This is a genomic window from Sulfitobacter sp. IGS-18 (assembly GCF_059628195.1).
Map to the genome: position 1 here is coordinate 1,589,090 of NZ_CM184556.1, position 26,998 is coordinate 1,616,087.

The following is a 26,998-nucleotide window of genomic DNA, read 5'->3' on the forward strand; positions in this document are numbered from 1 at the left end:
GTATGGCCCTGACCCTGAGCGTCAGTTTCATTGTTCCCCAAATATACCACGGGGGTCCGGGGGTGTGAAACCCCCGGTGCGCCATCCCCTCAATCCGCGCCGGGGCCGAGGTCGCGCAACCGGGCAAGGTCTTCCGCCATCCGGCGCCGGTCATCCGCGCGGATGGTGACGCCGAGGGTATCGAAATGCTCCAGCAGGGGCACGATGATACGCCGGGTTGTCGCAAGTGCCGCGCGGGCTTCGCCGGTGGTGAAGGGGGCAGGCGGCGGGAAGGCCGTGCGCAGGGCCATTGCCGCCGCGCGCAGGGTCTCGCCGTGCAACACCACGGTCTGTTTCAGTGCCACATTGGGCAGGGCGGCCAGCTCATCGCGCGCAACCAGCAAATCCAGCAGATCCTGATCCTCCGATCCGTTCAGAACCTGCGACAAGGCGGGCGGCGTCAGCCCGCCATTGCGGAAGGCCTGCCCGATCCGGGCCAGCCGGTCCAGCTGCGCAGGCGTCAGCGCTGCCATCGGATCGTGCTGCGCCAGGGCCAGGCCGCGATCCGACTGGCGGCAGGTGCCATCACCGATCAGCCCCTGCCGGACATGGCGCAGCAGGTCAGGCGCGCGGGTGCGGGGGCTGAGCGCTGACAGCGGCACAGCCGGTCTTGCCGGATAGCGGGCGTGATGCGCGGCAATGGCGTCCAGCATCGCCCTGCGGCAATCGGCGATGGCATCGGCTGAGGTGATCCTGCCCGGGGCAAACTCAACCACCCCGGGGCCAAGCGCCGCGCGCAGATTCGTGGCATCTTTCCGCGCGAGCCTTGCCACCTCCTGCAGGTCCGCGGCGCCGCCATGGGCGGCAATCAGGGCAAGGGCGAGCGCCGTCACATCACCCGCCAGGGCGGCGCGGAGCACCTGCTGACGCACCCCGTCTCCGGCCCGCGCCGGGGCCGCCTGCGGGTCCAGCACAACCGCGCCCCCCAGGGTCAGGGGCGGGGACAGGCGGCGCAGGATGGCATGTTGCCCGGCACGGGCCATGACCGGATGCCGGAACCGCAACTGGGCAAAGCCCTGCGCGCCCGCCGCCAGCCGGCCCGCACCAAAAAGCCGGATCTGCGCCACCGCATGCGCGGTGCCGACATGCACCCGCACCTCCTGCATATGTTTCAGCCCCGCCGCTTCCAGCAGTGTCAGCTGCACATCCATGCAGGTCGATGCAGGACCCGCCGCCGCATCACAGAGGACCGCACCGCGCGGCACATCCTCAACCGCAACCCCGCGCAGGTTTGCCGCCGTGCGCCCGCCCGCCGTGATTTCCTCCTGCGCCTGGTCCCGGCTGTGCAGCCCCCGGATGGTCACCGGCAGGGCACCCGGTTGCAGCAGCAATGCCGCCCCGGGCGTCAATGCGCCGCCCAGCAGCGTTCCCGTGACGACGGTGCCGCGGCCGGGCAGCGAAAAGGCCCGGTCAACCGGCAGATAGGGATCGGCCGGCAGGGGCCCGGTGGGCACCCGCCGCGCCAGGGCTTCGATCGCCCCCTGCAGCGCCTCCACCCCGATGCCGGTCACCGCGGAACAGGGGAGCATCGGCGCCTCGGCAAAGGCGGTCCCGGCAAGCCCGTTGCGGATGGCGTCCAGCCTCGCGTCCAATGTGCCGGGGGGCAGCAGATCGCATTTGGTCACCGCGATGACGGCATCGGCAAGGCCAAGCAGGCCCGCAATCTCAAGGTGTTCGCGGGTCTGGGCCGCAATGCCATCGACGGCGGAAATCACCACCAGGGCGGCCCGCGCGCCCGCTGCCGCCGAAATCATCGCCTGCACGAAATCGCTGTGGCCCGGCGCATCGACAAAATCGACCGTGCCGCAGGCATAGGTGCGATGGGCATAGCCTGCCACGATGGACAGGCCGCGGGCTTTCTCCTCGGCCAGCCGGTCGGTGTCGATCCCGGTCAGCCGCTGCACCAGAGCGGTCTTGCCATGGTCCACATGGCCGATCACCACAAGGCACAGGGCCGCCATCAGCGCAGGATCGCGGCAAAGGCATCCGCGATCAGGGGCAGTTCATCGTCCTCAACGCTGCGCAGGTCCAGCAAAAGCCGGTCCTGCGCAATCCGTCCGATCACCGGCGGCCTGCCCCGGCGCAGCGCCGCACTCAGCGCCTCTGCGGTGAAACCCTCCAGACGCAGGGACAGGGCCACGCTGGGCAGGTCCTGCTCGGGCAGCGTGCCGCCGCCGACGCGGGCCGAGGTGGCCTCTGTCCCGATATCGGTGATGCCGACGGCGGCCAGCCTTTCCGCCAGGGCGGCGGCACGGGCGGCGACCGTCTCCTGCGGCGCCGACAGCATCCGCAGCACCGGCACCTCCTGCAACGGATCATGGGGCGCACGGTACAGACGCAATGTCGCCTCAAGTGCGGCAAGCGACAGTTTGTCGATGCGCAGCGCGCGCATCAGCGGATGCGCCTTCAGCTCTGCCACGATGTCCTGCCGCCCGGCAATGATACCGGCCTGGGGCCCCCCCAGCAGCTTGTCGCCCGAGAACATGACCAGATCGACACCGGCCTTCAGCACATCGGCCACCACCGGCTCGTCGCTCAGCCCGAAGGGGGTGAGGTCAACCAGCACGCCGCTGCCAAGGTCTTCCATCAGGATCACCCGGCGCTCCCTGGCCAGTCGGGCAAGCGCCTGCCTTTCGGGTTCTGCGGTAAAGCCCACGATCCTGAAATTGCTGGTATGGCTCTTGAGCAGCACGGCGGTGTTGTCGTCGATGGCATTGGCGTAATCCGCCACCCGCGTCTTGTTGGTCGTGCCGACCTCGCGCAGCTGCGCACCGCTTTGCGCGATCACGTCGGGCAGGCGGAAGGACCCGCCGATCTCGATCAACTCCCCGCGCGAGGCCACCACATTGCGCCCGCCTGCGGTGGCCATCAGGCTCAGCAGGACGGCGGCGGCGCAATTGTTGACCACCACGGCAGCCTCTGCGCCGGTCAGCTCCCGGATCAGCCGCTCCACATGGGCATGGCGCGAGCCGCGCTTGCCGGTTTCGAGGTCGAGTTCAAGGTTGCTCGCATCCGCTCCGGCCGCCGCCAGCGCCGCAATGGCCCGGGGCGCCAGCCGGGCGCGGCCCAGGTTGGTGTGGATGATGATTCCGGTCGCATTGATCACCGGGCGCAGCGATGGCGCGCGCGTTGCCGCGATCCGCTGCGCCACCGAGGCAGCAAAACCGGCCCCGGCAAAATCGGGCAGGGCGGCGGGCGGATCCGTGCTCAGCAGGGCAGCCCGCAGATCGGCAATGACGTTACGTAACGCGGCGCGCGTTTCGGCACGGCTGAAGCCCTGCGACAGCGCAGCAATGCTCGGCTGCGACAGCAGTGCCTCGATCTGGGGCAGGTCTTTCAGGTTTGCGGTCATATCGGGCCCTTCAAAACTGGTGACATGCCCTGCATAGGCCAGGGGCGGCGGCGGGTCGAGGTGCGACAGAAACAGGCGTCCGCCGGGCCCCGTGATGTGCTCCGGACGCTGCGATGTGGTGTTGACTCCCGAAAGCCATGCTTCATATCTTGTTCCGTATGGCGGAATTGAATTTCGCACGAGGGAGAGACAAGACCAAATCAAGTTCAGAACGCTTTCTGCTGTGGGGGCGTTACGACATTCCGGGGAGGAATCTATGTACTACATCAAGACGACGATCGCGGCGCTGGGCCTGACGGCCACCATGGCGACCGCGCAGGATTTTGATCTGCCCAAGCAAATGAGCTGGACGGCCTATGACACCGGTTCGGCCGGTTACAACCAGGCCGTTGCCATCGGGGCAGCGCTTCAGGATGCGGCGGGGGTGAACCTGCGCGTGTTGCCGGGCAAGAACGACGTGTCGCGGACAGAGCCGCTGCGGCAGGGCCGGGTGGAATTCTCTGCCACCGGCGTTGGCGGCAGCTTCATGGCGCAGGAGGGCGTGTTTGACTTCGGTGCGGAGAACTGGGGCCCGCAGCCCATTCGCGTGCTGATGGCCAACAACGGCGGCGCGATCAACCTCGCTGTCGGCGTGGCAAACGACCTTGGCATCAAGGAATTTTCCGACCTCAAGGGCAAGCGCGTGGCCTATATCGTCGGCGCGCCCGCGCTGAACGTGAACACCGAAGCCTATCTCGCCTATGGCGGTCTGACGTGGGATGACGTGGAGCGGGTCGATTTCGGCGGTTTCGGCGCCAGCTGGACCGGGCTGATCGAAAACCAGGTCGATGCGGCCTTCGCCTCCACCAACTCCGGCAAGGCCTATGAGGCCGAAGCGGGGCCGCGCGGGCTGTTCTGGCCGCCGATTGACCCCGACAATGCCGAAGGTCTGGCCCGGATGACGGCCATCGCGCCCTTCTTTACGCCGAACAAGGCCATGGTCGGGGCCACCATCGACGGCACCGACGGCTATCAGGGGGCGGGCTATGCCTATCCGGTTCTGACGGCGATCGAGGCCACCGATGCGGATCTCGTCTACAACATGACCAAGGCGATGGTCGAACTCTTTCCGCAGTATGACGGCAAGGCACCGGGCATCGGCGGCTGGGCCATGGACAAGCAGGACATGGAGTGGGTGGTACCCTACCACGAGGGTGCAATCCGCTATTACACCGAAGCGGGTGTCTGGACCGATGCGGCACAGGCGCATAACGACAAGCTGATTGCCCGTCAGGCTGCCCTGGCAAAAGCCTGGGAAGAAACCAAGGCCGCCAACCCCTCTGACTGGGAAGCAGCCTGGGCCGAAGCCCGCCGCAAGGCGCTGGCAGATGGCGGTTTCGAAGTCGTCTTCTGATCCTCGCGACATGTAACTGAACCCGCCGGCGTTTTCGCCGGCCGGTTTGCCCTGCGCACTCCCCCAATTCGTGAGCCAGCCGATGACCGAGCAGAACAAGAACACCGCCACAAAAGCGGTCGAAGAAGTCGCAATCGACGGGGAGACCCCGGCAGAGCGCATCACCGGGCTCGCCCGCTGGGTCGTCATCACCGGCACGCTTTTGTCGCTGGTGCTGGTGGTCAACCAGCTGTTCAACACGCAGCTTTTCGGGCTGGTGCTGATCGAGGGGCGCTATCTGTATCTTTTGGGCGGGATTTTCCTGGCCCTGACATTCCTGATTTTCCAGATGCGCGGTGGCAAGGGCGGCAGGCCCTCCCTGCTGGACTGGGCGTTTTTCGCGGCTTCGCTTGCCTCTACCTGGTATCTGACCCAGACCGCACAGGCGAACCTGTCGCAGGGCTGGGAATATGCCGCCCCCGAGACGGCGCAATATGTCTCGGTTGTCTTCTTCTTTCTGATCCTTGAGGCGACGCGCCGCGCGGGCGGGTTGATCCTGTTCCTGATCGTGACGCTCTTTGCCTTTTACCCCACCTTTGCCGGGCATGTGCCGGACCCGTTCTCGGGCTTCCAGAGCACCTTCATGCAGACCGTGCCCTATCACATCTATTCCGCCGAAAGCTCTTTCGGCATTCCGATGAAGGCCTTCGGCGGCGTGGTCATCGGCTTCATCCTGTTCGGGGCGGTGCTGCAACGCACCGGCGGCGGGCAGTTCTTCAACGATCTGGCGCTTGGGCTAGTCGGCGGCTACCGGGGCGGTGCCGCCAAGGTCTCCATCTTTGCCAGCGGTTTCATGGGGTCCATGTCGGGCTCTGTCATCTCGAACGTGCTGACCACGGGTGCCGTGTCGATCCCGGCGATGCGCAAGACCGGCTTTTCCGCCAAGACCGCCGCCGCGACAGAGGCCTGCGCCTCCACCGGCGGGGTGCTGATGCCGCCGATCATGGGGGCCACGGCCTTTGTCATGGCGTCCTTCCTGTCGCGCCCCTATGTGGAGATTGCGCTGGCCGCCGCCATTCCCAGCATCCTGTATTACTGGAGCCTTTTTGCCCAGATCGACGCCTATTCGGCCCGGCGCGGTCTGCGTGGCCTGCCCAAGCCGGATCTGCCGCGGCTCAAGGAAGTGATGATCGAGGGCTGGCCCTATATCTTTGTCTTCGCGCTGCTGCTCTACATGATGATCGGGCTGCGCAAGGAATCCTCCGCGCCCTTTTATGCCACTGTCCTGTTGCTGATCGTGAACCAGTTCCGCGCCCGCTTCCGCCTGAACGGGCAGCGGCTGGGCAACATGATCGTGGGCGTCGGCATGGGGCTGACAGAGCTGACCGCCATCCTGCTGGGTGTCGGCCTGATTGTCGGCTCCTTCTCGGCCACCGGGCTGGCGGGCACGCTGGTCAATGAACTGGTCTTCCTGGCCGGGGACAACACGCTTGTCCTGCTGCTGATGGGGGCGCTGACCGCCTTTATCTTCGGCATGGGGATGACGGTGACCGCCTGCTACATCTTTCTGGCGGTGGTGCTGGCCCCCGCGCTTGAGGCGGGCGGGCTGAACCAGCTCGCGGTGCACCTCTTCATCCTCTACTGGGGCATGGTCAGCTATATCACGCCGCCCGTGGCGCTGGGCGCCTTCGCGGCCTCCACCATGGCCGGGTCCAACCCCATCGCCACCGGGTTCGAGGCGATGCGCCTCGGTGGGGTGATCTATATCGCGCCCTTCTTCTTTGTGCTGAACCCTGCGCTGATCGGCCAGGCCCCGGCATGGGAGGTCACGGTCGCACTGAGCTGTGCGCTGATCGGCGTCGCGATGATCGCCTCGGCACTCCAGGGCTACATCAGCCTGATCGGCCCGATGCGCGGCAAGTTCGAACTGCCGCTGCGGGTCCTGCTGTTCTTTGGCGGTGTCCTGATTGCTGCACCGCACACCGAACTGCTGGACTGGGGCTACAGCCTGTCGTTCATCGTCGGCGCCGCCCTTTGTGCCCTGCCGATCCTGCTGGCATGGCGCGCAAGACAGACCGAACCAACAACAGCCTGACCGTCATGATACCCATCAACCCACCTGTTGGCGACACGCCCCCCACCGAAACCATCGTCGCGCGTCTCCGCGCCAATGCCGCCGTCCATCCCGACCGGATGGCGCTGGTCTGTGGCGATGAGAAACTGACCTGGGGCGCCTTTGATACCGGGATCAACCGGGTGGCCAATCTGCTGCTGGGGCGGGGGCTGCAAAAGGGGGACAACGTGGCGATCCTGTCGCCCAATTCGATCCCCTATGCCACGCTTTTCATGGGTATCCTGCGGGCGGGGGGATGCGTCACGCCGCTCTCCTCCATGGCCTCGCCCGAAGCGCTGCAGAAAATGATCGCGGATTGCGGGGCAAAGGCGATCTTTGTCGCCGAGGCCTATCGCGACCTGCTGGACGGGTTTCTGGGCGGCATGGAACTTCACCGCTTCGCGCTGGATTTCGCGGCGGCGGGCTATGACGGCTATGAGGCCGCATTGGCGGGGGCCGGGACCTCTGATCCGATGGTGCCCATCCACATGAAGGACCCCTTCAACCTGATCTATTCCTCGGGCACCACCGGCACCCCCAAGGGCATCGTACACGACCACCTGATGCGCGCCGCCCAGATGGACCGGGTCACGCCAAACGGCTATGACGCGGAGGCCCGCACGCTGCTGTCCACGCCGCTATATTCCAACACCACCATCGTGGCCTTTGTCCCGACCCTGTTCGGCGGATCGACCGCGTACCTGATGCCGAAATTCGATGCGCGCCGCTATCTGGAAATCGTGCAGCGCGAACAGATCACCCATACCATGCTGGTGCCTGTGCAATACAAACGCATCATGGATGTGCCCGATTTCGACAGTTTCGATCTGTCCTCCATGCGGATGAAATTCTCGACCTCCGCACCGCTGCGCGCGGATGTCAAACGCGATGTGCTGGCGCGCTTTCCCGGCAAGCTGATCGAATACTACGGGCTGACCGAAGGCGGCGGCGTCACCGTTCTGGTCGCGGATGAGCACCCCGACAAGCTGCATACCGTGGGCAAAGCCGCGCCAGGCAATGAAATCCGCCTGATCGACGGGCAGGGGAACGAGGTGCCGCCGGGGCAGGTCGGCGAAATCTGCGGACGTGGCCCCACCATGATGGCAGGCTATTTTGGCCGCGATGACCTGACGGCGGATTACATCTGGCGTGACGCCCAGGGCCAAGTGTACTTTCGCTCCGGCGATATGGGCCATCTGGACGAAGACGGCTTTCTCACCCTGTCGGACCGCAAGAAGGACATGATCATCTCGGGCGGGCTGAACATCTATGCCAATGATCTGGAGCTGGTGCTGCTGGATGACCCGGATGTGACCGATGCCGCCGTGATCGGCGTGCCGTCCGAGGCCTGGGGAGAAACCCCGCTGGGCCTTGTGGTGCGGCGCGAGGGGGCATCGCGCGGGGCCGAAGAGATCTTGGCGCGGGCCAATGCCAAACTGGGCAAAAGCCAGCGCCTGTCGGCGGTCGAGCTGCGAGATGCCTTGCCGCGCAGCACCATCGGGAAAATACTGAAGAAGGACTTGCGGGCCCCCTATTGGGCTGCAGAAAAGGAAAACACGTGAAAGACGATCACATGAACGGCGCCGAGAGCCTGGTGCACAGCCTGCTGGCCAACGGGGTGGAGGTCTGTTTCACCAATCCCGGCACCTCCGAGATGCATTTTGTCGCGGCATTGGACCATATTCCGGGCATGCGTTCCATTCTGGCCCTGCAGGAGGCCGTCGCCACCGGGGCCGCTGACGGCTATTACCGCATGGCGCGCAAACCCGCCTCGACGCTGCTGCACCTGGGGCCGGGGCTGGCCAACGGGGTCTCCAACCTGCACAACGCGAAAAAGGCCGGTTCCGGCGTGGTGAACATCGTTGGCGAACATGCCTCCGGCCATATTGCGCTGGATGCACCGCTGACCGCCGATATCGAAGGCATCGCGCGCCCGGTCTCGCATTGGGTGCGCACATCGGGTTCTGCCGCGTCCGTGGGCCGGGATGCCGCAGAAGCGGTGCAGGCCGCCATGACAGCACCGGGGCAGATCGCGACCCTGATCCTGCCCAGCGACACCGCCTGGGATGCGGGCGGCAGCCCGGCGGCGGCGCTGGAGGCCCCCGCACCGGCGCCCTTTGACGAAAGCAAGCTGGCGCAGGCCTCTGCCGCATTGGACGGGCCGGAAACCCTGCTGCTGCTGGGCGGCACGGCGCTGACCGAAGAGAACCTTGAAACCGCCGGACGGATTGCTGCGAAAACCGGCTGCAAGCTGTTGTCGGAATGGTCCAACGCGCGGCTGGAACGCGGGGCAGGGCGGGTGGCCGTTGGCCGCGTGCCATATCCCATCGACATGGCGCTGAAGGTGCTGGAGCCCTTCAAGCGGATCGTCCTGATCGGGGCGCGCGCACCCATCGGCTTTTTCGCCTATCCCGGCAAGCCCGCGATCCTGACCCGCGAGGGGGCCGAGATCGTGACTTTGGCCGACGCAGGCGCGGATCTGGGCGCGGCGCTGACTGGCCTCTGCACGGTACTGGCGGCGTCCGACACGCCCCCCGCCCATGTGGCCCGGCATGATCTGCCCGATGCGCCCAGCGGCACCATTGATCTGGAGAAGCTGGCGGCCTGCATCGCCCGGGCAATCCCGCAGGATGGCATCGTGGTGGACGAATCCGTGACAACGGGCCGGGCGTTTTCCCCCGCGACCATGGGGACGGCGCGCCATACCTGGCTGAACAACTGTGGCGGCTCCATCGGCTATTGCCTGCCCGCCGCCATCGGCGCGGCGATTGCCTGTCCGGACCGCCGGGTGATGGCGCTGACCGGGGACGGCTCGGCGATGTACACGGTGCAGGCGCTCTGGACCATGGCGCGGGAAAACCTGGACATCACGACGCTGGTCTTTGCCAACCGCAGCTACAAGATCCTGCGGGGCGAGCTGACCAATGTGGGCGTCGGCAACCCCGGACCCCGCGCAATCGACATGCTCAGCCTCGACCGCCCGGCGCTGGATTGGGTGCAGATGTCGCACTCCATGGGGGTGGATGCGGTCCGGGTGACCACATGTGAAGACCTGGAAGCCGCCTTGCAAGACGGGCTGACCCGCAAGGGCCCCAGCCTGATCGAAGTGGTGCTCTGACCGGGATTTCCGCCCTCAACGGGCCGCGTTTGACCTGAGGTGCAGGCCGGGGAGCGCCCGACCTGGGGGGCGTTCTGGACCAATGTGCGGTCCAGAGCCTAAACACTCAATCCGGTCGTGATTTCCGGTCGTGATTTGGCAGAGGGCACAAAATCGCCCTCCCGTCACGCCATAGGCGTGCCGATTCCAGACGGCGCAGCATGCGCGAGTATGGCGGAAACGAAATGCGCACCATTTTCCACTGCCCCCGGATCGCTTGCGATCCGGTTCGCACCCGACCCGGCCCCCGTCAAACCGCAGCTTTGCCTCCGGCAAAACGGCGGGTGCGAAACTCCGACCTAGCAAAATGCTGCGAAGTATCAAAAAGTGAAAATGCCTCGCCAAATGGAGGGCCGCCCTCGGGCTCGGGCGCGAACCTGCCGTTGAGCGCTGTATTCAAAGAACCGAACTTTGAGTCCGGGTGACTACAGCGTTTCGGGATGAACTTGAAACATCCAACATCACTTTTCGCGTTCGAGTGCAGGGAGAGGCAGCGAACAAGTGATTCAGGTATATCCCGAAACGCTTTAGGGGTCAGGCGGCCAGACCAGCGCAATGCCATGGGCCGCCGCCAGATCGGCCTCGCCCTGCGACACCGGCCGGTAAGAGACAAATTCGCTGCCCGAACAGGCGGGCAGCCCCAGGGCGGCAATCAGCGGCGCGTCATACTGGCCGGAAAGCAGCAGAATGCCCTCGCGCGCCAGATGATCCCGGGTGCCCCTGCCATTGTCCGAACGGATGCGCCGCATGAAATCCTGTTGCTGGGCCACCGCCTCGACCACGTCGCGGGTGATCGGCGCGCGCTGCACCGCGCGAAACAGATTGGCCATGCGCTGATTGCCCGACGTGCCTGCAAAGATGCCTTCGATCACATCGGCGGGAACCCTGCGCCAGAAGTTCGGCGGATAGGGATGATCCAGCAGCAACCAGAAGATATTGGCAAACCCCGGCGCCGATACGCTTTTCTTGGAATCCTTGTTCTGGCCCAGGGTCAGATATTCCGGACGTGCCACGATCAGACCGAGGTAGCAGCGCGCGCGAAGCTCATCGGCGGCCACAAGGATGCAGGGATGGCCGATGGCTTCGGTCGGGATCATCCAGTTGCTGCCCATCGTGTTCTTGATGTCCACCTCATGCCCGAGAATGACAGTGTCCAGCCTGCCTTTGGGCAGCGACAGCATCGCGCGCAGCTCAATCTCGACCCGCGTGCCGATATAGGTCTTTTCGGTCTTTTCCAGCTCATCATAAGAGCGCCGCCCCGTCTTGGGCGTCATGATCACATCATCAACGCATTGGCGCAGCATGGCCGAGAACCCGGCGGCCAGCGCCCCGGCCCCGCCCGCGCGTTTCGTGATCTCATCCGCGATTGCGCTCAGCAGGTCGTAATCGCGGTGACCCGCAAGAACGATGCTTTCTGGGATGGTCTTTTTCAAAGGCCCGCCGCTCTGACTTTCGGTTGTGTCTCAGCACGCTGTCACAGGCGGGCAGCTGTGGGAAGCCTAGCCGTTGACCACGCGCAGCACGCGCTTGCGCAGCACTTTTGCGATCTGGCCCGATACCGCCTGGGCAACCGGCGGCGGAAAGGCATTGCCGACCTGGCGATAGGCATTGGTCTTGGCCCCGGTAAAGTGCCAGTCGTCCGGGAAACCCTGAATCCGCGCCACCATCGGGACCGTCAGGCGCGGCATCCCCGTGAAAAAGCGATCGGGTGCCTCGGGCGCAATGGTCCGCCCCTCGACGCCCAGAGTGGCCCAGGCCGCACGCGCGCGCGTCGGGCCAAGGTCCGGGCCGCCATGTTTCTTGGAACCGCCCACGATGGTCGGCGCAATTTCATCGGCCTTTGCAGCCCATTCCGCCGCACCCGGCCAGCCCCGCGCCGCCATCAGGTCTTGCAATGTTTCCCCGACCGACGGCGGGTTGTGCACATTCGCTTCCGGCCAATCGAAGTATTCCGCACGGTCCTTTGCAATTGCCACAATCACCACACGCGGCCGCAGTTGCGGAACGCCATAGTCCGAGGCGTTCAGCAGCCGCCAGTCCGTCTGATACCCCAGCTTGTCCAGCTGTGTTTTCAGCCGCTCCCGGTAGTCATGAAAAACCGCACCCAGGAAACCGCGCACGTTTTCGATCATCACCGCGCGGGGGCGGGCGGCGTCAATAATGTCGATGGCATCGTTGAACAGGTTGCGCTCGTCCTTTTCGCCAAGCTGTTTCCCGGCGATGGAGAATGGCGGGCAGGGCAGGCCGCCTGCCAGCAGGTCCACCCCCTTGTAGGCCTCGGCACCCTCCTTGAAGAGACGCATGTCTTCTTCAAGGACGTTCCAGCCGGGCCGGTTGTGGCGCAGCGTGTTGCAGCAATGACTGTCGATCTCGACCAATGCGGTATGGGCAAATCCGGCCTTCTCAAGCCCGAGGGCCTGACCGCCGGCACCAGCGCAAAGTTCTACGGATGTCAGCACTGCTGTCGGCCCTCTTCATCGTGATGGAAACGATCCGTCATCCCCGCGTCCACGTCAATGGTTCTGTATTCGTTCCTATTCGATAGCCGCGGTCCGGGCAACCTTCAAAAGCCATCGCATGCAGGACTTTTACCGGGGGGCGAGGGTAAGTCCAAACCGCCGGACTCTCGTTATGAACGAAGGACGAGCGGGGGGCAGGTCAAAGGGTTTGGGCCATCTTCATGGACGGCCCGGAACGGACCTTCGGCAGTACATTCTGAGTTGGGCCTGGCTTTCCGAAAGCGGACTTTGAACATTTAACGGAGTAGTTTCAAAGGCAGGAAGCAGAAAGGCTCAGACCTTCGCTTACTCCACTCCCCAACGCCTTAGCATCCAATACCATTGTTCCGGGTTTGCCATGATCCGCGCAGATAGACTGTCGTTGAACGCGCGGGTCATGGTTACGCTGTCGGAGTGGGGGATTGGAGCTTCGAAGTCCACCTGAAATGCGTTGCCGTCGTCAACGCGCGTACCATAGGCGGGGATCATGGGCAGATCATATTTCAGCGCAAGCTGAGCGGCGGCCAAGGATGTCAGCGCATCAATCCCAAGAAACGGTATTCGTACACCTTCGGCATATTTTTCATCCAACAAGATGGAGATAATGCCTCCATCTCTCAGGTGTCGAACAAGCCCCCCGGTTCCCATACGCCCGGTTGCCAGGATCGGTCTTCCCCCCGCTTCGATACCGGCAAGAATCCGTCGCGCATAATGACGGTTCTTGTGCGGCCGATACACAGCTCCGCTTTCGAGCCCATGCATCCTGATCACAGCGCGAACAGCTTCCCACTGCCCGAAATGGCCGGAAACAATGATTGCTCCCTTGCCTGCCGCGTTCGCCTCTTTCAGAGCATCCAGACCGGGGCCTGAGCCCCTGAATTTGTGGTGTTGGGTCTGAAATTCGGCATCGTGATAGATCTCAAAGAGTGTCCGCCCCATCTGGCGGCCCATACGCTGGCCTAGCTTGGCGCGCTCACTGCGCTTCATATCGGAAAAAACCCGTCTGGCTTCGCGGTCAAACCGGTGTCTTGCGGGCGGAAACCAACGCATTACCGTTCCACATGCTGTCCCCAATGCGCGAGACTGCAAATCAAAGGCGCGCCATCGATTGATGGTCAGCGCCGACCACAAAGGGAAGTATCTGGCGTGATGCAAAACTGATTTCAGGGATGTTGACAGCATGGCTCAGTATCAACGGGTTCAGCGTCAATGCCAATCGAAAACGCTGGCACAGGTTGTCCCGGTCGCTATCTCGGCAGCGATGGCGGCGTCGCGCCGCACCCTGCCGGAGTTGAGTGCTGATCGGGTAAGGGCATGCACCAAATCACTTTTGACCGCCTTACAGCCGAGATTGAACATTTCGAGGCCGCGTCGGATGCGGCCTTCGTCGGATACTTCCAGACGCGCTTTGACCTTCTGAGCAATTGATCGACAGCGCCATGAAACCGTCAAAGGTGGTTCTGGGGTGGATTGAACTGTAGCTCGCTCCAGAAAGCCGTTTAATTACAAGATGTTATTGGATTTAGATGGTGCCCCCACACGGACTCGAACCGCGGACCTACTGATTACAAATCAGTTGCTCTACCAGCTGAGCTATAGGGGCCGTCGCCTGAGGCGATGACGCGTTGAAGGGGATGTCCGTTCAAGCGTGGGCGTTCTTTAGTGGATCGCGATTGCGGATGCAAGCGGGTCAGTGAGGCTCGGTGAAAAATCTTTTGCCCCGCGGTGCCGCCGTGATCGGCCGGTCGGGCAGGCAGGCCGGGCGGCAGGTGATCCGGCCGGTTTTCACCGGGCCGGACGGGGCGCGCATTTGCAGTTTTACACAGATGCCGCAACGGGATAAGGAAGGGCGAAATCAGGAAAGTGCGAAGCAATTACCATGCAGTTGATCTTGCATACTGGCGCCCATTACACCGAACAGGACCGGCTGATCAAATCCATGCTGCGCAATGCCGCCCAGTTCCGGGAACGTGGAATCATGATCCCCGGTCCGGGGACCTACCGCAAGCTGGTGCGCGATACGCTGAACGCGATGCACCGGGCGCCGGCCGGGCCCGATGCGCGCGCGGTGCTCCTGGATGTCATCCTTGATGATGACCCCGCCGACCGGGTGATCCTCTCCGATCCCAATTTCTTTCGCACCGCTGGCACGGCGGTGCGGCAGGGAAGGCTCTATCCCGACGCCGCAGCGCGGATGCGCAACATGTCCGAGATTTTCCCCGACGATGAGGTGGAGATCTTTCTGGCGATCCGCAATCCGGCGGCGCTGTTGCCGGTGCTGCATTCCGTTGCCCTGGAGAAATCCGATACCGCCTTCTGGGGCGGGCGCGGGCCGCTGGATGTCAAATGGTCCGAAACCCTGTTGGCGATCCGTCAGGCCGCGCCCGATATCCCGATCACCGTCTGGTGCAACGAGGACATGCCGCTGATCTGGTCCCAGATCATCCGCGAGATGGCGGGTGTCGAACATCACGAGAAGATTGCAGGCGGTTTCGACCTGTTGGCGGCGATCATGAGCAAGGAAGGCATGCAGCGCTTCCGGGCCTATATCGACAGCCACCCCGGCATGTCCGAGATGCAGAAACGCCGGGTGATTTCGGCCTTCCTCGACAAGTTCGCGCTGGAGGAGGAGATCGAGGAAGAGCTCGACATGCCCGGCTGGACCGATGAGCTGGTCGAACAGATGACGGATATCTATGACGAGGATCTGCTGACCATCCAGCGCATTCCCGGTGTGACTGTCGTCGCGCCCTGATGTCGTTCCGGCTCAGGCGGGGCGCATATCCGCCGCCAGTTCCGTGATCACGTCAAACGCCATCTCCACATCTTCGGCTGTTGCGGTAAAGGCGCCGGCCTGGAAGCGGATCACCAGCGCGCCGTCGATCCGCGTCTGTGTCAGATAGATCCGCCCGTCGTCGTTGATCCTGTTCACCAGGTCCTGGGTCAGCGCGTCCAGGTCCCCGGCACCGGGGGGCGCATAGCGGAAGGTAAAGAGCGACAGCATCGGCCGGGTCACGATCTCGAAACCCGGCACCCCGGCCAGCCGCTGCGCCAGCGCCACGGTCCAGTCCACGTGGTTGCGGATCATCTGGCGCAGCCCGTCCAGCCCATGCGCCCGGATCAGGAACCACAGCTTCAGCGCGCGGAACCGGCGGCCCAGCGGCACGGACCATTCGGAATAGTTGATGATCCCGTCCGCGCCATGGGTTTTCAGATACTCCGGCTGGATCGCCAGCGTTTTCACCAGCGTCGCAGGGTCCCGCAGGAAATGGGTGGTGCAGTCGAATTGCGCGCCAAGCCATTTGTGCGGGTTCAGCACCACCGAATCCGCGCGTTCCACCCCGGCCCAGAGGTTCTGGAATTCGGGGCAGATCATGGCGGAGCCCGCCCAGGCCGCGTCCACATGGGTGTAAAGCCCCTCGGCCTCGGCCACATCCATCACACGGGCGATGTCATCTGTCGCCCCCGCACTGGTGCCGCCGACACAGGCGATGATCCCGGCAGGCAGCATCCCCGCCGCCCGGTCCGCCGCGATAGCGGCGCGCAGGGCAGCCACATCCATCGCGCGGGTGGGGCCGCCCGTGGGGATGCGCACAAGATTTGCCTCGCCGATGCCGCTGATCCAGATCGCCCGGTCGATGGAAGTATGCACCTCGGCCGAGCAATAGATGCGCAGGGTGGGCTGACCGCTCAACCCTTCGGCATTTCCCGCCCAGTCCAGCGCGCGTTCCCGCATGCTGAGCACCGCGCAAAGCGTCGCGGTGCTGGCGCTGTCCTGGATCACGCCCGAGAATCCTTCGGGCAGGCCGATGGCCTGGCGCATCCAGTCGCAGACGCGGGTCTCCAGTTCCGTCGCCGCCGGCGAGGTCTGCCAGAGCATGCATTGCGCCGCGATGGCGCTGACATAATATTCCGCCAGGACCGATATGGGGGCCGCATTGGCCGGGAAATAGGCAAAGAAGCGGGGGTGCTGCCAATGGGTCATCCCCGGCAGGATGGTCTGTTCCAGATCGGCAAGGATGTCATCGACAGGCTGTGCCGCATCCGGCGGGCAGAGCGGCAGTTGCGCCAGCACATCGCCCGGCTTGCTGCGCGCCCTGACAGGCCGCGCGCGCAGGTCGCGGTGATAATCCGATGCCCAGTGCGCGGCATCCGCGCCGCGCTTTCGAAACTCTTCCCAGTTCACAGCCGCTCTCCCCGTTTAACTTATCATGTTAAGTAAACGCGGCGTCGGCACAGGTCAACAGGCTTGATGTCAGCCCTCAGCCAGGCGGTAGGCGGCGGTCAGCCCGGCCAGCGCCATGCGGGCCGCTTCCGCGACGGTTGCGGGAGCGCCCTGCGCCTCCAGCGCCGCCGCATAAAGGCGGGTCTGTTCCGGCGCGCCGATCAGGGCCAGATTCTGACCCAGCCAATAGGGGCGCGCCGCCGCCAGTTCCGCCCCGATCAGCAGACCGTTCAACTGTGCAAGCGCCGCGCCCTCTGCCGCTGATCCCGACAGATGCCCGGAGCGGATCGCCAGCAGGCGGGCGGCCAGACGTTCGGGCCGGCTCAGGCTGTCCGACACCGCCGCGCCAAAATCGGCCATGTCGATGGTGGCTTGGGCCAGGGCAGGGCGCAGGGTCGAATGTTGTCGAAGCAGCGTGACCAGCTCGCCGCTCATGAAACTTTGAAAGCTGACCACTTCGCCCGCGCTGACCTCGGCCCAGATGCTGTGTGGCCCGGTCAGGCAGATCACCCCGTCCCAGCCGGGGTTGAGCGCCAGGAACCCGGCGATGCGGGTTTCCCCGCCCTGCATGACATCGGCGGGGGACTTCTGCCGCAATCCAGGCACCGGGTAGAGCGGCGATGCCGCGTCACTGGCGCGTGGCAGGCTTTCGCCCAGTGGCGTACAGGGCACCGCCCGCAGCGCGGCCGCACTGCCTTCAAGCGGGCCGCAGATCACCACCGGCGTCTTGCTGCCGAACTGCCAACCGGCGGTCAGGTCCTGCAGGGCAGGGCGCAGCCCGTCAGCTGTCAGGTCACGCGCGTTTGATCCGGCCTGCTGCACCTGCGCCACCGCGCGGCCGCCCTGCATCGCCCAGGCCCACAGCCCATGCGCGCCTGCATCCACTGCAACCCAATCGGGATTTATCTGTTTGTCAGTCATGGCGCGACATTGGCCCAATCGGGCGGCAAGAGCCATCCTCAATCCGACGGAAAGGCGGGTCCGGGGGCAGGGAATGCATTTTACTTCAACCTTAAAATATTTTTGCTTGAAGTAAAAAATAAAACCGCATAGCCTTGCGGTAACTGCTTTGAAGAGGGGATGTGACCATGCGTGCAATTTGTCTGGGCGGCGGTCCCGCCGGGCTGTATTTCGCCATTTCGACCAAGTTGCGGAACCCGGATGCGGAAGTGACCGTGCTGGAGCGCAACAAGCCCGACGATACATTCGGCTGGGGCGTGGTGCTGTCGGATGAGACATTGGCCAACCTCGAAGCCAATGATCCCGTCTCGGCCCGCGAAATCCGCAGCCACTTTGCCTATTGGGATGACATGGCGCTGGTCTACAAGGGTCAGAAGACGGTCAGCTCCGGCCATGGGTTCTGCGGCATCGGGCGCAAGCAATTGCTGATCATCCTGCAGGCGCGGGCCCGCGAACTGGGTGTGAACCTGCAATTCGAAACCGAAGTCGAAAGCGCATCGGCCTATATGGACGATTATGACCTTGTGGTCGCCTGCGACGGGCTGAATTCCAAGACCCGGCTGGAATTCCAGGACACTTTCCAGCCCGACATTGATGTGCGCAAATGCCAGTTCCTCTGGCTTGGCACCCATCAGAAGTTCGACGATGCCTTCACCTTCATCTTCGAGAAGACCGACAAGGGCTGGCTTTGGGTGCATGCCTATCAGTTCGACAAGGACACGGCGACCTTCATCGTCGAATGTTCGCAGCAGACATTCGACAACTACGGCTTTGGCGACAAGACGCAAGCCGAGACCATCGCGATCTGCGAAGAGGTGTTCAAGGACCATCTGGCTGGCCACAGCCTGATGACCAATGCCAAACACATCCGGGGGTCCGCCTGGATCAGGTTCCCCCGCGTGTTGTGTGAAACCTGGCACCACAAGAACGTCGTGCTGCTGGGGGATGCCGCCGCGACGGCGCATTTCTCCATCGGGTCGGGGACCAAGCTGGCGCTGGAATCCGCGATCTCGCTGGCGGAGCATGTACACGAGGAACGCGACATCGCGAAAGCATTCGAGAAATATGAAGACGCGCGCAGACTTGAGGTGCTGCGCCTGCAATCGGCGGCGCGCAACTCGCTCGAATGGTTCGAAGATGTCGAACGCTACCTCGATCTGGACCCGGTACAGCTGAACTATTCGATGCTGACCCGCAGCCAGCGGATCAGCCACGAGAACCTGCGCGCGCGTGATTCCAAGTGGCTGGAAGGCGCGGAAAAGTGGTTCATGGAACAGGCGGGCGCGGGCAGCAATGGCCCGGTGCGCGCGCCGATGTTCGCACCCTTCCGCCTGCGCAAGATGGATCTTGCCAACCGCATCGTCGTCTCGCCCATGGCGCAATACAAGGCGGTCGATGGCTGCCCCACCGACTGGCACCTGATCCATTACGGCGAGCGGGCCAAGGGCGGCGCCGGGCTGGTCTATACCGAGATGACCTGCGTCTCGCCCGAGGGGCGGATCACGCCCGGCTGTCCCGGCCTCTATGCCCCCGAACACGAAGCGGCATGGAAACGCCTCACCGATTTCGTCCACGCAGAGACGGGTGCAAAGATCTGCAGCCAGATCGGCCATTCCGGGCGCAAGGGCTCCACCCGGATCGGCTGGGAAGGCATGGACATGCCGTTGAAAGAGGGCAACTGGCCGCTGATTTCGGCCTCCGCCATCCCATGGTCGGATGGCAACGCCACGCCGCAGGCGGCGACCCGCGAAGACATGGACAGGGTGCGCGATGAATTTGTCGCTGCCACCGAAATGGCGGAGCGCGCAGGCTTTGACATGATCGAACTGCATGCCGCGCATGGCTATTTCATCTCCTCCTTCATCTCGCCGCTCAGCAATGCGCGCACGGACGCATACGGCGGCAGCCTGGAGAACCGCATGCGCTACCCGCTGGAGGTTTTTGCCGCCATGCGCGCGGTCTGGCCCGAAGACAAGCCGATGTCGGTGCGCATCTCTGCCAATGACTGGGCCGGCGATGACGGGGTGACCCCGAAAGAAGCGGTTGAAATCGCAAAGATGTTCGAGGCGGCAGGCGCAGACATCATCGACGTTTCCGCCGGTCAGACCTCGGTCAACCACCCGGCAAGCTATGGCCGCATGTTCCAGACGCCCTTCTCTGACCGCATCCGCAATGAGGCGGGGATCAGGACGATGGCCGTCGGCAATATCTATGAGGCGGACCATGTCAATTCGATCCTGATGGCGGGGCGCGCCGATCTTGTCTGCCTGGCGCGGCCGCATCTGTCGGACCCCTATTGGACGCTGCATGCCGGGGCCGAGATTGGCGACCGCCACGCGAAATGGCCGCTGCCCTATGAAGCGGGCCGCGATCAGACCTGGCGTCTGGCCGACCGCGCGGCGGAAGTGGAACAGGTATGACAGGCCATGTGATCGTCACAGGTGGCGGCACCGGCGTGGGGGCGGCGATTGCCCATGCGGTGGCGCAGACCGGTGTGGCTGTCACCATCATGGGCCGCCGCGAAGCGCCGCTGAAAGCGCAGGGGCTGCCCTATCAGCTTTGCGATGTGACCGATCCGGAAGCGGTGGCCGCAGCCTTTGCTGCCGCGCGTGACGCACAGGGGCCGGTCACCGGGGTGATCGCAAATGCGGGTGCCGCCCATTCGGCACCCTTTCACAAGATTACAGCGCAGGACATGGCCGAGATGATGGCGGTCAATGTAACGGGCGTCTTCAACGTCTGGCAGGCGGCGCTGGCCGGGATGAAGGAGGCGGGCAAGGGGCGGCTGATCGTCGTCGCCTCCACCGCCGGGCTCAAGGGCTATCCCTATGTCGCGGGCTATGTCGCGGCGAAACACGGCGTCGTCGGCCTGACCCGCGCGCTGGCGCTGGAACTGGCCCGCACCGGCATCACCGTAAACGCCATCTGCCCGGGCTTCATCGACACGCCGCTGCTGGCCCGCAGCGTCGACAACATCGTGCAGGCCACCGGCAAGAGCGAAGCCGAGGCGCGTGCCATCCTGGCAAAGGCCAGCCCGCAGAACCGCTTTGTCGAAACCTCCGAGGTCGCTGCCGCAGCGCTTTACCTGCTGTCTGACGGTGCCGCTGCCGTGAACGGCCACACGCTGTCCCTCTCGGGGGGCGAGATATGAGCGCCGCCAAGGACCGCTTGCGCCTCTGGCTGCGCCTGCTCAAGGTGGTGCGGGGCATGGAACAGGAAGTGCGCGAGAAACTGCGCCGCGAACACAATACGACGCTGCCACGTTTTGACGTGATGTCAGCCCTGTCGCGCCACCCCGAAGGGCTGAAGATGAGCCAGCTGAGCGGGGTGCTGCGGGTGTCCAACGGCAATGTGACCGGCATCGCGGACCGGTTGAGCGACGAAGGTCTGGTCGAGCGGACCCCGGTGCCGGGCGACCGCCGCGCCATCATCCTGCGCCTGACAACGGCCGGTCAAAAGGAATTTGCCCGGCAGGCGCGGGCGCATGAGGAATGGATCGACAAGATGCTGGCCGGCGTCAGCCCCGCCGATGCCCGCGAGATGGCCGAACGGCTGCAAGCCTTTGCGACCGCTGCCGAATCTGAAGAAAAGGAGACTGCAAATGCGCAGTGACGTGAAGCATTTCATCTGTGACATCAAGGACGGGATCGCAACAGTGCGGCTGGACCGGCCGGACCGCAAGAACCCGCTGACCTTCGACAGCTATGCCGAGCTGCGCGACTGGTTCCGCGATCTGGTCTATGCCGATGACGTGGACGTGGTGATCTTTGGCTCCAACGGCGGCAACTTCAGCTCCGGCGGGGATGTGCATGATATCATTGGTCCTTTGACCAGGATGAACATGAAGGATCTGCTGCGGTTTACCCGGATGACCGGCGATCTGGTCAAGGCCATCGTGAACTGCGGCAAACCGGTGATCGCTGCCGTCGACGGCATCTGCGTCGGTGCCGGCGCGATCATCGCCATGGCCTCCGACCTGCGGCTGGCGACGCCCGAGGCAAAGACCGCGTTTCTTTTCACCCGCGTCGGGCTGGCGGGCTGCGACATGGGGGCCTGCGCAATCCTGCCGCGCATCATCGGTCAGACCCGGGCGGCTGAGCTGCTTTATACCGGGCGGTCGATGTCGGCGGAGGAAGGCGAGCGCTGGGGCTTTTTCAACCGTTTGACCGAAGCGGAGGTGCTGGAGGCCGATGCGCTGAAGCTGGCCCAACAGATCCAGGCGGGGCCGAACTTTGCCCATATGATGACCAAGACCATGCTGGCGCAGGAATGGTCCATGTCCATCGAACAGGCGATCGAGGCCGAGGCACAGGCTCAGGCGATCTGCATGCAGACCGGCGACTTCGAGCGCGCCTACAAGGCCTTTGTGGCCAAGGAACGCCCGGTCTTCGAAGGGAACTGAGTGGTGTGATCTGGCACCCTTCGGGGCGCTGCCCCGGACCCCGGGATATTTTTGACCAAAAAGAGAAACAGGTGATGTGCAATGTCTGACCGCAGTTTTCTGACCTGGCCGTTCTTCGAAGACCGGCATCGCGAATTGGCGGAGGCGCTGGACCAATGGGCCGGCAAGACGCTGGGCGAGGTGGATCACAGCGACACCGATGCGGCCTGCCGCGATCTGGTGGCGCGGCTGGGGGCGGGCGGCTGGCTGCGCCATTCCGGTGCCGAGGGTGCGGAGGTGCTGGACGTGCGCAGCCTTTGCCTGATCCGCGAGACGCTGGCGCGCCACGATGGTCTGGCCGATTTCGCCTTTGCCATGCAGGGGCTGGGCACCGGGGCAATCTCGCTGTTCGGCACGCCCGAGCAGCAGGCGACCTGGTTGCCAAAGACACGGGCCGGAGAGGCGATTTCCGCCTTTGCGCTGACCGAGCCGCAGTCGGGCTCTGACGTGGCCAGCTCGACCATGACCGCCGAAACCGAAGGCAACGGTTTTGTGCTGAACGGGCGCAAGACCTGGATCTCCAACGGCGGCATCGCCGATGTCTATACGGTTTTTGCCCGCACCGGCGAGGCGCCGGGGGCGCGGGGGCTGTCGGCCTTTGTCGTGCCCGCCGACACGCCCGGCCTGAAGGTGGAGGAACGGCTGGAAACCATCGCGCCGCACCCGCTGGCGACCCTGCATTTCGACAATGTGAAAATCCCCGGCTCCGCCCTGATCGGGGAACGCGGCAAGGGGTTCGGCATTGCCATGTCGGTGCTGGATGTCTTCCGTTCCACCGTGGCGGCCGCGGCCCTTGGCTTTGCCCGCCGGGCGCTGGACGAGGCGATTGCCCGGGTGACAACCCGCAAGGTGCAGGGGGCGCCGCTGGCCGATCTGCAGATGGTGCAGGGCCATATTGCCGACATGGCGGTGGACGTGGACGCAAGTGCGTTGTTGATCTACCGCGCGGCATGGACCAAGGATTCCGGTGCGCCGCGCGTGACCCGCGAGGCCGCGATGGCCAAGCTCTTTGCCACCGACCACGCGCAACAGGTGATCGACAAGGCCGTGCAACTGCATGGGGGCGACGGTGTGCGGCACGGCCAGATGGTCGAAAGCCTCTACCGCGAGATCCGCGCGTTGCGCATCTATGAAGGGGCGTCCGATGTGCAACGCGTCGTGATTGCCCGCCAGACATTGGGAGGATACTGACATGCTTGGCGTTTCGGCTCATACCGATACATTCACCCGTGACAACCTGCCGGCCCAGGGCGACTGGCCCGATTTTCTGCTCGACGGGTTTCCCTATCCTGAGAAGTTGAACGCCGGATCGGAACTCACTGATCTTATGGTGGAAAAGGGCTTTGGAGACCACACCGCCCTGATCGGGAACGGGCGGCGGCGCACCTATAAGGAACTGACCGACTGGACCAACAAGCTGGCCCGCGCACTGGTTGAAGATCTTGGCGTAAAGCCCGGAAATCGCGTGCTTATCCGTTCTGCCAACAATCCGGCAATGGTGGCCTGCTGGCTGGCGGCGACCAAGGCGGGCGCGGTGGTGGTCAACACCATGCCGATGCTGCGCGCCCGCGAGCTGGCGGCCATCGTGGACAAGGCAGAGATCAGCCATGCGCTCTGCGATACCCGGCTGATGGACGAGATGACGACCTGTGCCAAGACCTCGGATTTCCTGACCACCGTCGTGGGCTTCGACGGCACCTCCAATCATGATGCGGAACTGGACCGGCTGGCGCTGGAAAAGCCGGTGAAATTCGATGCGGTGCAGACCTCGGCGGATGACGTGGCGCTGCTGGGCTTCACCTCCGGCACCACCGGCAGCCCCAAGGCCACGATGCATTTTCACCGCGACCTGATGATCATCGCGGATGGCTATGCCCGCGAGGTGCTGGGGGTCACGCCGGAGGATGTCTTTGTCGGCTCGCCGCCGCTGGCCTTCACCTTCGGCCTGGGCGGCCTGGCGGTATTCCCGCTGCGCTTTGGCGCGGCCGCGACACTGCTGGAGACGGCAAGCCCGCCGAATATGATTGAAATCATTGAGAAATTCAAGGCAACTGTCTGTTTCACCGCGCCCACGGCCTATCGCGCCATGTTGCAGGCGATGGAAGAGGGCGCCGACCTCAGCTCGCTCCGCGCGGCGGTCAGCGCAGGTGAAACCCTGCCAGCGCCCGTCTATCACGACTGGAAGGAAAAGACCGGCAAGCCGATGCTCGACGGGATCGGCGCGACGGAGATGCTGCATATCTTCATTTCCAACCGCTTCGACGATCACCGGGCCGCCTGTACCGGCAAACCGGTGACAGGCTATGAGGCCAAAGTGATCGACGAGGCAGGCGCAGAAGTGCCGCGCGGCGAAGTGGGGCGGCTGGCCGTGCGGGGGCCGACCGGCTGCCGCTACCTGTCCGACGACCGGCAGCGGGTCTATGTGAAAGACGGCTGGAACATCACCGGCGACAGTTTCACCATGGATGAGGACGGCTATCTGCATTTCGCGGCACGCAACGATGACATGATCATCTCTGCCGGGTACAACATCGCCGGGCCGGAGGTGGAGGCGGCCCTGCTGAGCCACCCGATGGTCAGCGAATGTGCGGTCGTCGCCGCCCCGGATGAGGCGCGCGGCTCCATCGTGCAGGCGCATGTGGTCCTGGTGGATGGTGCGCCAAAAGATAGCAGCACAATCAAACTGTTGCAGGATCATGTTAAGGCAGAGATTGCGCCCTATAAATACCCCCGTGACGTCCGTTTCGTGGATGCGCTGCCCAAGACGGCAACCGGGAAGATCCAGCGTTTTGCACTGCGGGAGAAAACATGAGCGATTTCGACAGCGCCTCCGAAGGGGCAAAGATGGATTTCGCCAGGGACATGTCCTATGGCGATTACCTGGGCCTGGATGCCATCCTGACGGCCCAGCATCCGCAAAGCACGGCCCATGACGAAATGTTGTTCATCGTGCAGCACCAGACTTCGGAGCTGTGGATGCGGCTGGCGATCCACGAATTGCAGGCGGCGCGGGCGTCGATGCAGCAAGGCAGGCTGCAACCGGCCTTCAAGATGCTGACCCGCGTGGCACGGATATTCGAGCAGTTGAATTCGGCCTGGGACGTGCTGCGCACCATGACCCCCAGCGAATACACGGCATTCCGGCCAAGCCTCGGAAATTCCAGCGGATTCCAGTCACATCAATACCGGTTGATCGAATATCTGCTGGGCAACCGCATCGGCGCGCTGATGAAGCTGCACCAGCACAAGGCGGATGCCTATGAGGCGCTGAAATCGGAACTGGCGCAGCCCAGCCTCTATCAGGTTGCGATTGAGACGCTCTGCGCGCGGCTGGAGGTGCCGTCATTGGCAGGTGCGCCGGGCGAGGGTGACTGGCAGGCCGACCAGGCGGTGCAGGACCTGTGGCAAAAGATCTATGAAAATCCAGAAACCCATTGGGAACTCTATGAACTGGCCGAAAAGCTGGTCGATCTTGAGGATTACTTCCGCCGCTGGCGGTTCAACCATGTCACCACGGTGGAACGCATCATCGGCTTCAAGCGCGGCACCGGCGGCACCAGCGGCGTGGCCTATCTGCGCAAGATGCTGGAAGTGGAGCTGTTTCCCGAGTTGTGGCACGTGAGAGGAGCGCTGTAAGTGGCTGATGTATTGAGAAAAGAAAGGTTCATCCTGCCCGAGGGCGTGATCTATCTGGATGGCAATTCGCTTGGGCCGATGCCTGTGGATGTTCCGGCACGGGTCTCCGGGGTGATGAACGAAGAATGGGCGCAGATGCTGATCCGCGGCTGGAACAAGGCCGGGTGGATGGCGATGCCCTCCGACGTGGGCAATGCGGTGGGCCGGTTGATCGGCGCGCCGGAAGGTTCCGTGGTGATGGGCGACACCCTGTCGATCAAGGTCTATCAGGCGCTGGCCTCGGCGGTGAAGATGCGCCCGGATCGCCGCGTGATCCTCAGCGATACCGGCAACTTCCCCAGTGACCTCTATATTGCCGAAGGGCTGGTGGGCCTGCTGGAACAGGGCTACGCGCTGAAAACAGTCGAGCCGGAGGCGGTGGCAGAGGCGATCGACGATACCATTGCCGTGGTGATGCTGACGGAGGTCGATTACCGCACCGGCCGCAAGCACGAGATGAAGCCGATGACCGAGCTTGCCCATGCGGCGGGGGCGGTCATGGTCTGGGATCTGGCGCATTCGGCAGGGGCCTTGCCGGTGGATCTGGCGGGTTCAAACTGCGAATTCGCGGTGGGCTGCACCTACAAGTACCTCAATGGCGGGCCGGGCGCGCCCGGGTTCATCTATGTGCGCCCCGATCTTGCGGATGCGGCGGAGCCGGCCCTCAGCGGCTGGCTGGGTCACCGCGCACCCTTTGACTTCGATCTCAACTACACGCCTGGCCGGGGCATTGAACGGATGCGCGTCGGCACGCCGCCGATCCTGCAGATGGCCGCGCTGCAAGAGGCGATGAAAGTCTGGGAAGGCGTGGACATGCGAGACGTGCGCGCAGCCTCCATCGCCTTGCAGGAGCAGTTCATCGAAGAGGTGGAGCGTGATGTGCCGCAGCTGACACTGGCCAGCCCGCGCGATTCCGCGCAGCGCGGCAGCCAGGTGTCCTTCCGCTTCGAACGGGGCTATGCCGCGATGCAGGCGCTGATCGACCGGGGCGTGATCGGCGATTTCCGCGCGCCGGACATCATGCGTTTCGGCTTTACGCCGCTTTATCTGGATGCAGGCGATGTGAGTGCTGCGGTTGCGGTGATCCGGGACGTCATGGCGAACAAGTTGTGGGACGATGATGCCTACAAGGTGCGCAACCGCGTCACCTGATCCGCAGCCATGCG

The 26,998-nt window shown here is 64.1% G+C and carries 20 protein-coding genes and 1 tRNA gene; 13 read left to right on the forward strand and 8 right to left on the reverse strand.

Translation table 11 applies throughout. The features are described from left to right. Positions 1 to 89 precede the first annotated feature (89 nt). Positions 90 to 2,000 carry a selenocysteine-specific translation elongation factor gene (gene selB, locus ACWNZ3_RS07620; protein WP_496901727.1) on the reverse strand — a complete coding sequence of 637 codons (1,911 nt, stop codon included), beginning with the start codon at positions 1,998 to 2,000 and terminating at the stop codon, positions 90 to 92. Next, the gene (gene selA / locus ACWNZ3_RS07625) at positions 2,000 to 3,391 is read right to left on the reverse strand and encodes an L-seryl-tRNA(Sec) selenium transferase (RefSeq protein ID WP_496901728.1); all 1,392 of its coding nucleotides are present in this window, start codon (positions 3,389 to 3,391) and stop codon (positions 2,000 to 2,002) included. The genes selB and selA overlap by 1 nt, the downstream gene beginning before the upstream one ends. Before the next feature lie 256 nt (positions 3,392 to 3,647). On the opposite strand from selA, the gene ACWNZ3_RS07630 reads away from it, so the two are divergent. The 4 genes from ACWNZ3_RS07630 to ACWNZ3_RS07645 all read left to right on the forward strand — a co-directional run bounded on the left by ACWNZ3_RS07630 (position 3,648) and on the right by ACWNZ3_RS07645 (position 9,994). Further along, positions 3,648 to 4,784 carry a TAXI family TRAP transporter solute-binding subunit gene (locus ACWNZ3_RS07630; protein ID WP_269364460.1) on the forward strand — a complete coding sequence of 379 codons (1,137 nt, stop codon included), beginning with the start codon at positions 3,648 to 3,650 and terminating at the stop codon, positions 4,782 to 4,784. Between the two features lie 82 nt (positions 4,785 to 4,866). Beyond that, the gene (locus ACWNZ3_RS07635; protein WP_496901729.1) at positions 4,867 to 6,858 is read left to right on the forward strand and encodes a TRAP transporter permease; all 1,992 of its coding nucleotides are present in this window, start codon (positions 4,867 to 4,869) and stop codon (positions 6,856 to 6,858) included. Positions 6,859 to 6,863: 5 nt separating this feature from the next. Beyond that, positions 6,864 to 8,438, forward strand: coding sequence for a class I adenylate-forming enzyme family protein (locus tag ACWNZ3_RS07640; RefSeq protein ID WP_496901730.1), 1,575 nt, complete (start codon positions 6,864 to 6,866; stop codon positions 8,436 to 8,438). Between the two features lie 11 nt (positions 8,439 to 8,449). After that, a complete protein-coding gene (locus ACWNZ3_RS07645) occupies positions 8,450 to 9,994 on the forward strand; it encodes an acetolactate synthase large subunit (protein WP_496901888.1) in 1,545 nt (514 codons plus the stop codon). 566 nt (positions 9,995 to 10,560) lie between these two features. Here ACWNZ3_RS07645 and ACWNZ3_RS07650 read toward each other — a convergent pair. The 4 genes from ACWNZ3_RS07650 to ACWNZ3_RS07665 all read right to left on the reverse strand — a co-directional run bounded on the left by ACWNZ3_RS07650 (position 10,561) and on the right by ACWNZ3_RS07665 (position 14,134). After that, positions 10,561 to 11,466, reverse strand: a complete 906-nt coding sequence (locus ACWNZ3_RS07650; protein ID WP_496901731.1) for a NaeI family type II restriction endonuclease — start codon at positions 11,464 to 11,466, stop codon at positions 10,561 to 10,563. Between the two features lie 66 nt (positions 11,467 to 11,532). After that, on the reverse strand, positions 11,533 to 12,492 hold the full coding sequence (locus tag ACWNZ3_RS07655; protein ID WP_114273333.1) for a DNA cytosine methyltransferase: 960 nt from the start codon (positions 12,490 to 12,492) through the stop codon (positions 11,533 to 11,535). Between the two features lie 345 nt (positions 12,493 to 12,837). Further along, a complete protein-coding gene (locus tag ACWNZ3_RS07660) occupies positions 12,838 to 13,713 on the reverse strand; it encodes a lysophospholipid acyltransferase family protein (protein ID WP_496901732.1) in 876 nt (291 codons plus the stop codon). Positions 13,714 to 14,058: 345 nt separating this feature from the next. Continuing rightward, positions 14,059 to 14,134, reverse strand: a tRNA-Thr gene (locus ACWNZ3_RS07665). 276 nt (positions 14,135 to 14,410) lie between these two features. On the opposite strand from ACWNZ3_RS07665, the gene ACWNZ3_RS07670 reads away from it, so the two are divergent. After that, the gene (locus tag ACWNZ3_RS07670) at positions 14,411 to 15,286 is read left to right on the forward strand and encodes a hypothetical protein (RefSeq protein WP_269364448.1); all 876 of its coding nucleotides are present in this window, start codon (positions 14,411 to 14,413) and stop codon (positions 15,284 to 15,286) included. Between the two features lie 12 nt (positions 15,287 to 15,298). Here ACWNZ3_RS07670 and ACWNZ3_RS07675 read toward each other — a convergent pair whose 3' ends face one another. Beyond that, on the reverse strand, positions 15,299 to 16,717 hold the full coding sequence (locus ACWNZ3_RS07675) for a pyridoxal phosphate-dependent decarboxylase family protein (RefSeq protein WP_496901733.1): 1,419 nt from the start codon (positions 16,715 to 16,717) through the stop codon (positions 15,299 to 15,301). Between the two features lie 69 nt (positions 16,718 to 16,786). Further along, positions 16,787 to 17,677 carry a 2-dehydro-3-deoxygalactonokinase gene (locus ACWNZ3_RS07680; protein WP_496901734.1) on the reverse strand — a complete coding sequence of 297 codons (891 nt, stop codon included), beginning with the start codon at positions 17,675 to 17,677 and terminating at the stop codon, positions 16,787 to 16,789. A 167-nt stretch (positions 17,678 to 17,844) separates the two neighbouring features. Here ACWNZ3_RS07680 and ACWNZ3_RS07685 point away from each other — a divergent pair, with 167 nt between their 5' ends. The 8 genes from ACWNZ3_RS07685 to kynU all read left to right on the forward strand — a co-directional run bounded on the left by ACWNZ3_RS07685 (position 17,845) and on the right by kynU (position 26,984). After that, positions 17,845 to 20,136: a bifunctional salicylyl-CoA 5-hydroxylase/oxidoreductase gene (locus tag ACWNZ3_RS07685; RefSeq protein WP_496901735.1), complete on the forward strand. Its 2,292-nt coding sequence runs from the start codon at positions 17,845 to 17,847 to the stop codon at positions 20,134 to 20,136. Then, entirely contained in the window at positions 20,133 to 20,867 is a 735-nt protein-coding gene (locus tag ACWNZ3_RS07690) for an SDR family NAD(P)-dependent oxidoreductase (RefSeq protein WP_496901736.1), read from the forward strand. Before ACWNZ3_RS07685 ends, ACWNZ3_RS07690 begins: the two co-directional genes overlap by 4 nt. Beyond that, the gene (locus ACWNZ3_RS07695; RefSeq protein ID WP_269364439.1) at positions 20,864 to 21,328 is read left to right on the forward strand and encodes a MarR family winged helix-turn-helix transcriptional regulator; all 465 of its coding nucleotides are present in this window, start codon (positions 20,864 to 20,866) and stop codon (positions 21,326 to 21,328) included. Before ACWNZ3_RS07690 ends, ACWNZ3_RS07695 begins: the two co-directional genes overlap by 4 nt. Beyond that, complete coding sequence (locus tag ACWNZ3_RS07700) at positions 21,318 to 22,118, forward strand: enoyl-CoA hydratase family protein (RefSeq protein WP_269364437.1); 801 nt, start codon at positions 21,318 to 21,320, stop codon at positions 22,116 to 22,118. Before ACWNZ3_RS07695 ends, ACWNZ3_RS07700 begins: the two co-directional genes overlap by 11 nt. A gap of 81 nt (positions 22,119 to 22,199) precedes the next feature. Continuing rightward, complete coding sequence (locus tag ACWNZ3_RS07705) at positions 22,200 to 23,348, forward strand: acyl-CoA dehydrogenase family protein (protein WP_496901737.1); 1,149 nt, start codon at positions 22,200 to 22,202, stop codon at positions 23,346 to 23,348. Position 23,349: 1 nt separating this feature from the next. Further along, positions 23,350 to 24,969 (forward strand): AMP-binding protein, encoded by a 1,620-nt coding sequence (locus tag ACWNZ3_RS07710; RefSeq protein ID WP_269364435.1) that lies wholly within the window; start codon positions 23,350 to 23,352, stop codon positions 24,967 to 24,969. Continuing rightward, entirely contained in the window at positions 24,966 to 25,793 is an 828-nt protein-coding gene (locus ACWNZ3_RS07715; protein ID WP_496901738.1) for a tryptophan 2,3-dioxygenase, read from the forward strand. Before ACWNZ3_RS07710 ends, ACWNZ3_RS07715 begins: the two co-directional genes overlap by 4 nt. After that, positions 25,794 to 26,984, forward strand: a complete 1,191-nt coding sequence (kynU, locus tag ACWNZ3_RS07720; protein ID WP_496901739.1) for a kynureninase — start codon at positions 25,794 to 25,796, stop codon at positions 26,982 to 26,984. The last annotated feature ends 14 nt before the right edge of the window (positions 26,985 to 26,998 follow it).

Excerpts from the sequence above, each read along its gene's own strand:
- selA (WP_496901728.1), bottom strand. The coding sequence starts at position 3,391 with ATGACCGCAAACCTGAAAGACCTGCCCCAGATCGAGGCACTGCTGTCG.
- ACWNZ3_RS07700 (WP_269364437.1), top strand. The coding sequence starts at position 21,318 with ATGCGCAGTGACGTGAAGCATTTCATCTGTGACATCAAGGACGGGATC.
- ACWNZ3_RS07630 (WP_269364460.1), top strand. The coding sequence starts at position 3,648 with ATGTACTACATCAAGACGACGATCGCGGCGCTGGGCCTGACGGCCACC.
- ACWNZ3_RS07670 (WP_269364448.1), top strand. The coding sequence starts at position 14,411 with ATGCAGTTGATCTTGCATACTGGCGCCCATTACACCGAACAGGACCGG.
- selB (WP_496901727.1), bottom strand. The coding sequence starts at position 2,000 with ATGGCGGCCCTGTGCCTTGTGGTGATCGGCCATGTGGACCATGGCAAG.
- ACWNZ3_RS07660 (WP_496901732.1), bottom strand. The coding sequence starts at position 13,713 with ATGCTGTCAACATCCCTGAAATCAGTTTTGCATCACGCCAGATACTTC.
- ACWNZ3_RS07635 (WP_496901729.1), top strand. The coding sequence starts at position 4,867 with ATGACCGAGCAGAACAAGAACACCGCCACAAAAGCGGTCGAAGAAGTC.
- ACWNZ3_RS07645 (WP_496901888.1), top strand. The coding sequence starts at position 8,450 with ATGAACGGCGCCGAGAGCCTGGTGCACAGCCTGCTGGCCAACGGGGTG.
- ACWNZ3_RS07680 (WP_496901734.1), bottom strand. The coding sequence starts at position 17,677 with ATGACTGACAAACAGATAAATCCCGATTGGGTTGCAGTGGATGCAGGC.
- ACWNZ3_RS07715 (WP_496901738.1), top strand. The coding sequence starts at position 24,966 with ATGAGCGATTTCGACAGCGCCTCCGAAGGGGCAAAGATGGATTTCGCC.
- ACWNZ3_RS07710 (WP_269364435.1), top strand. The coding sequence starts at position 23,350 with ATGCTTGGCGTTTCGGCTCATACCGATACATTCACCCGTGACAACCTG.
- ACWNZ3_RS07695 (WP_269364439.1), top strand. The coding sequence starts at position 20,864 with ATGAGCGCCGCCAAGGACCGCTTGCGCCTCTGGCTGCGCCTGCTCAAG.
- ACWNZ3_RS07685 (WP_496901735.1), top strand. The coding sequence starts at position 17,845 with ATGCGTGCAATTTGTCTGGGCGGCGGTCCCGCCGGGCTGTATTTCGCC.
- ACWNZ3_RS07690 (WP_496901736.1), top strand. The coding sequence starts at position 20,133 with ATGACAGGCCATGTGATCGTCACAGGTGGCGGCACCGGCGTGGGGGCG.
- ACWNZ3_RS07640 (WP_496901730.1), top strand. The coding sequence starts at position 6,864 with ATGATACCCATCAACCCACCTGTTGGCGACACGCCCCCCACCGAAACC.
- ACWNZ3_RS07705 (WP_496901737.1), top strand. The coding sequence starts at position 22,200 with ATGTCTGACCGCAGTTTTCTGACCTGGCCGTTCTTCGAAGACCGGCAT.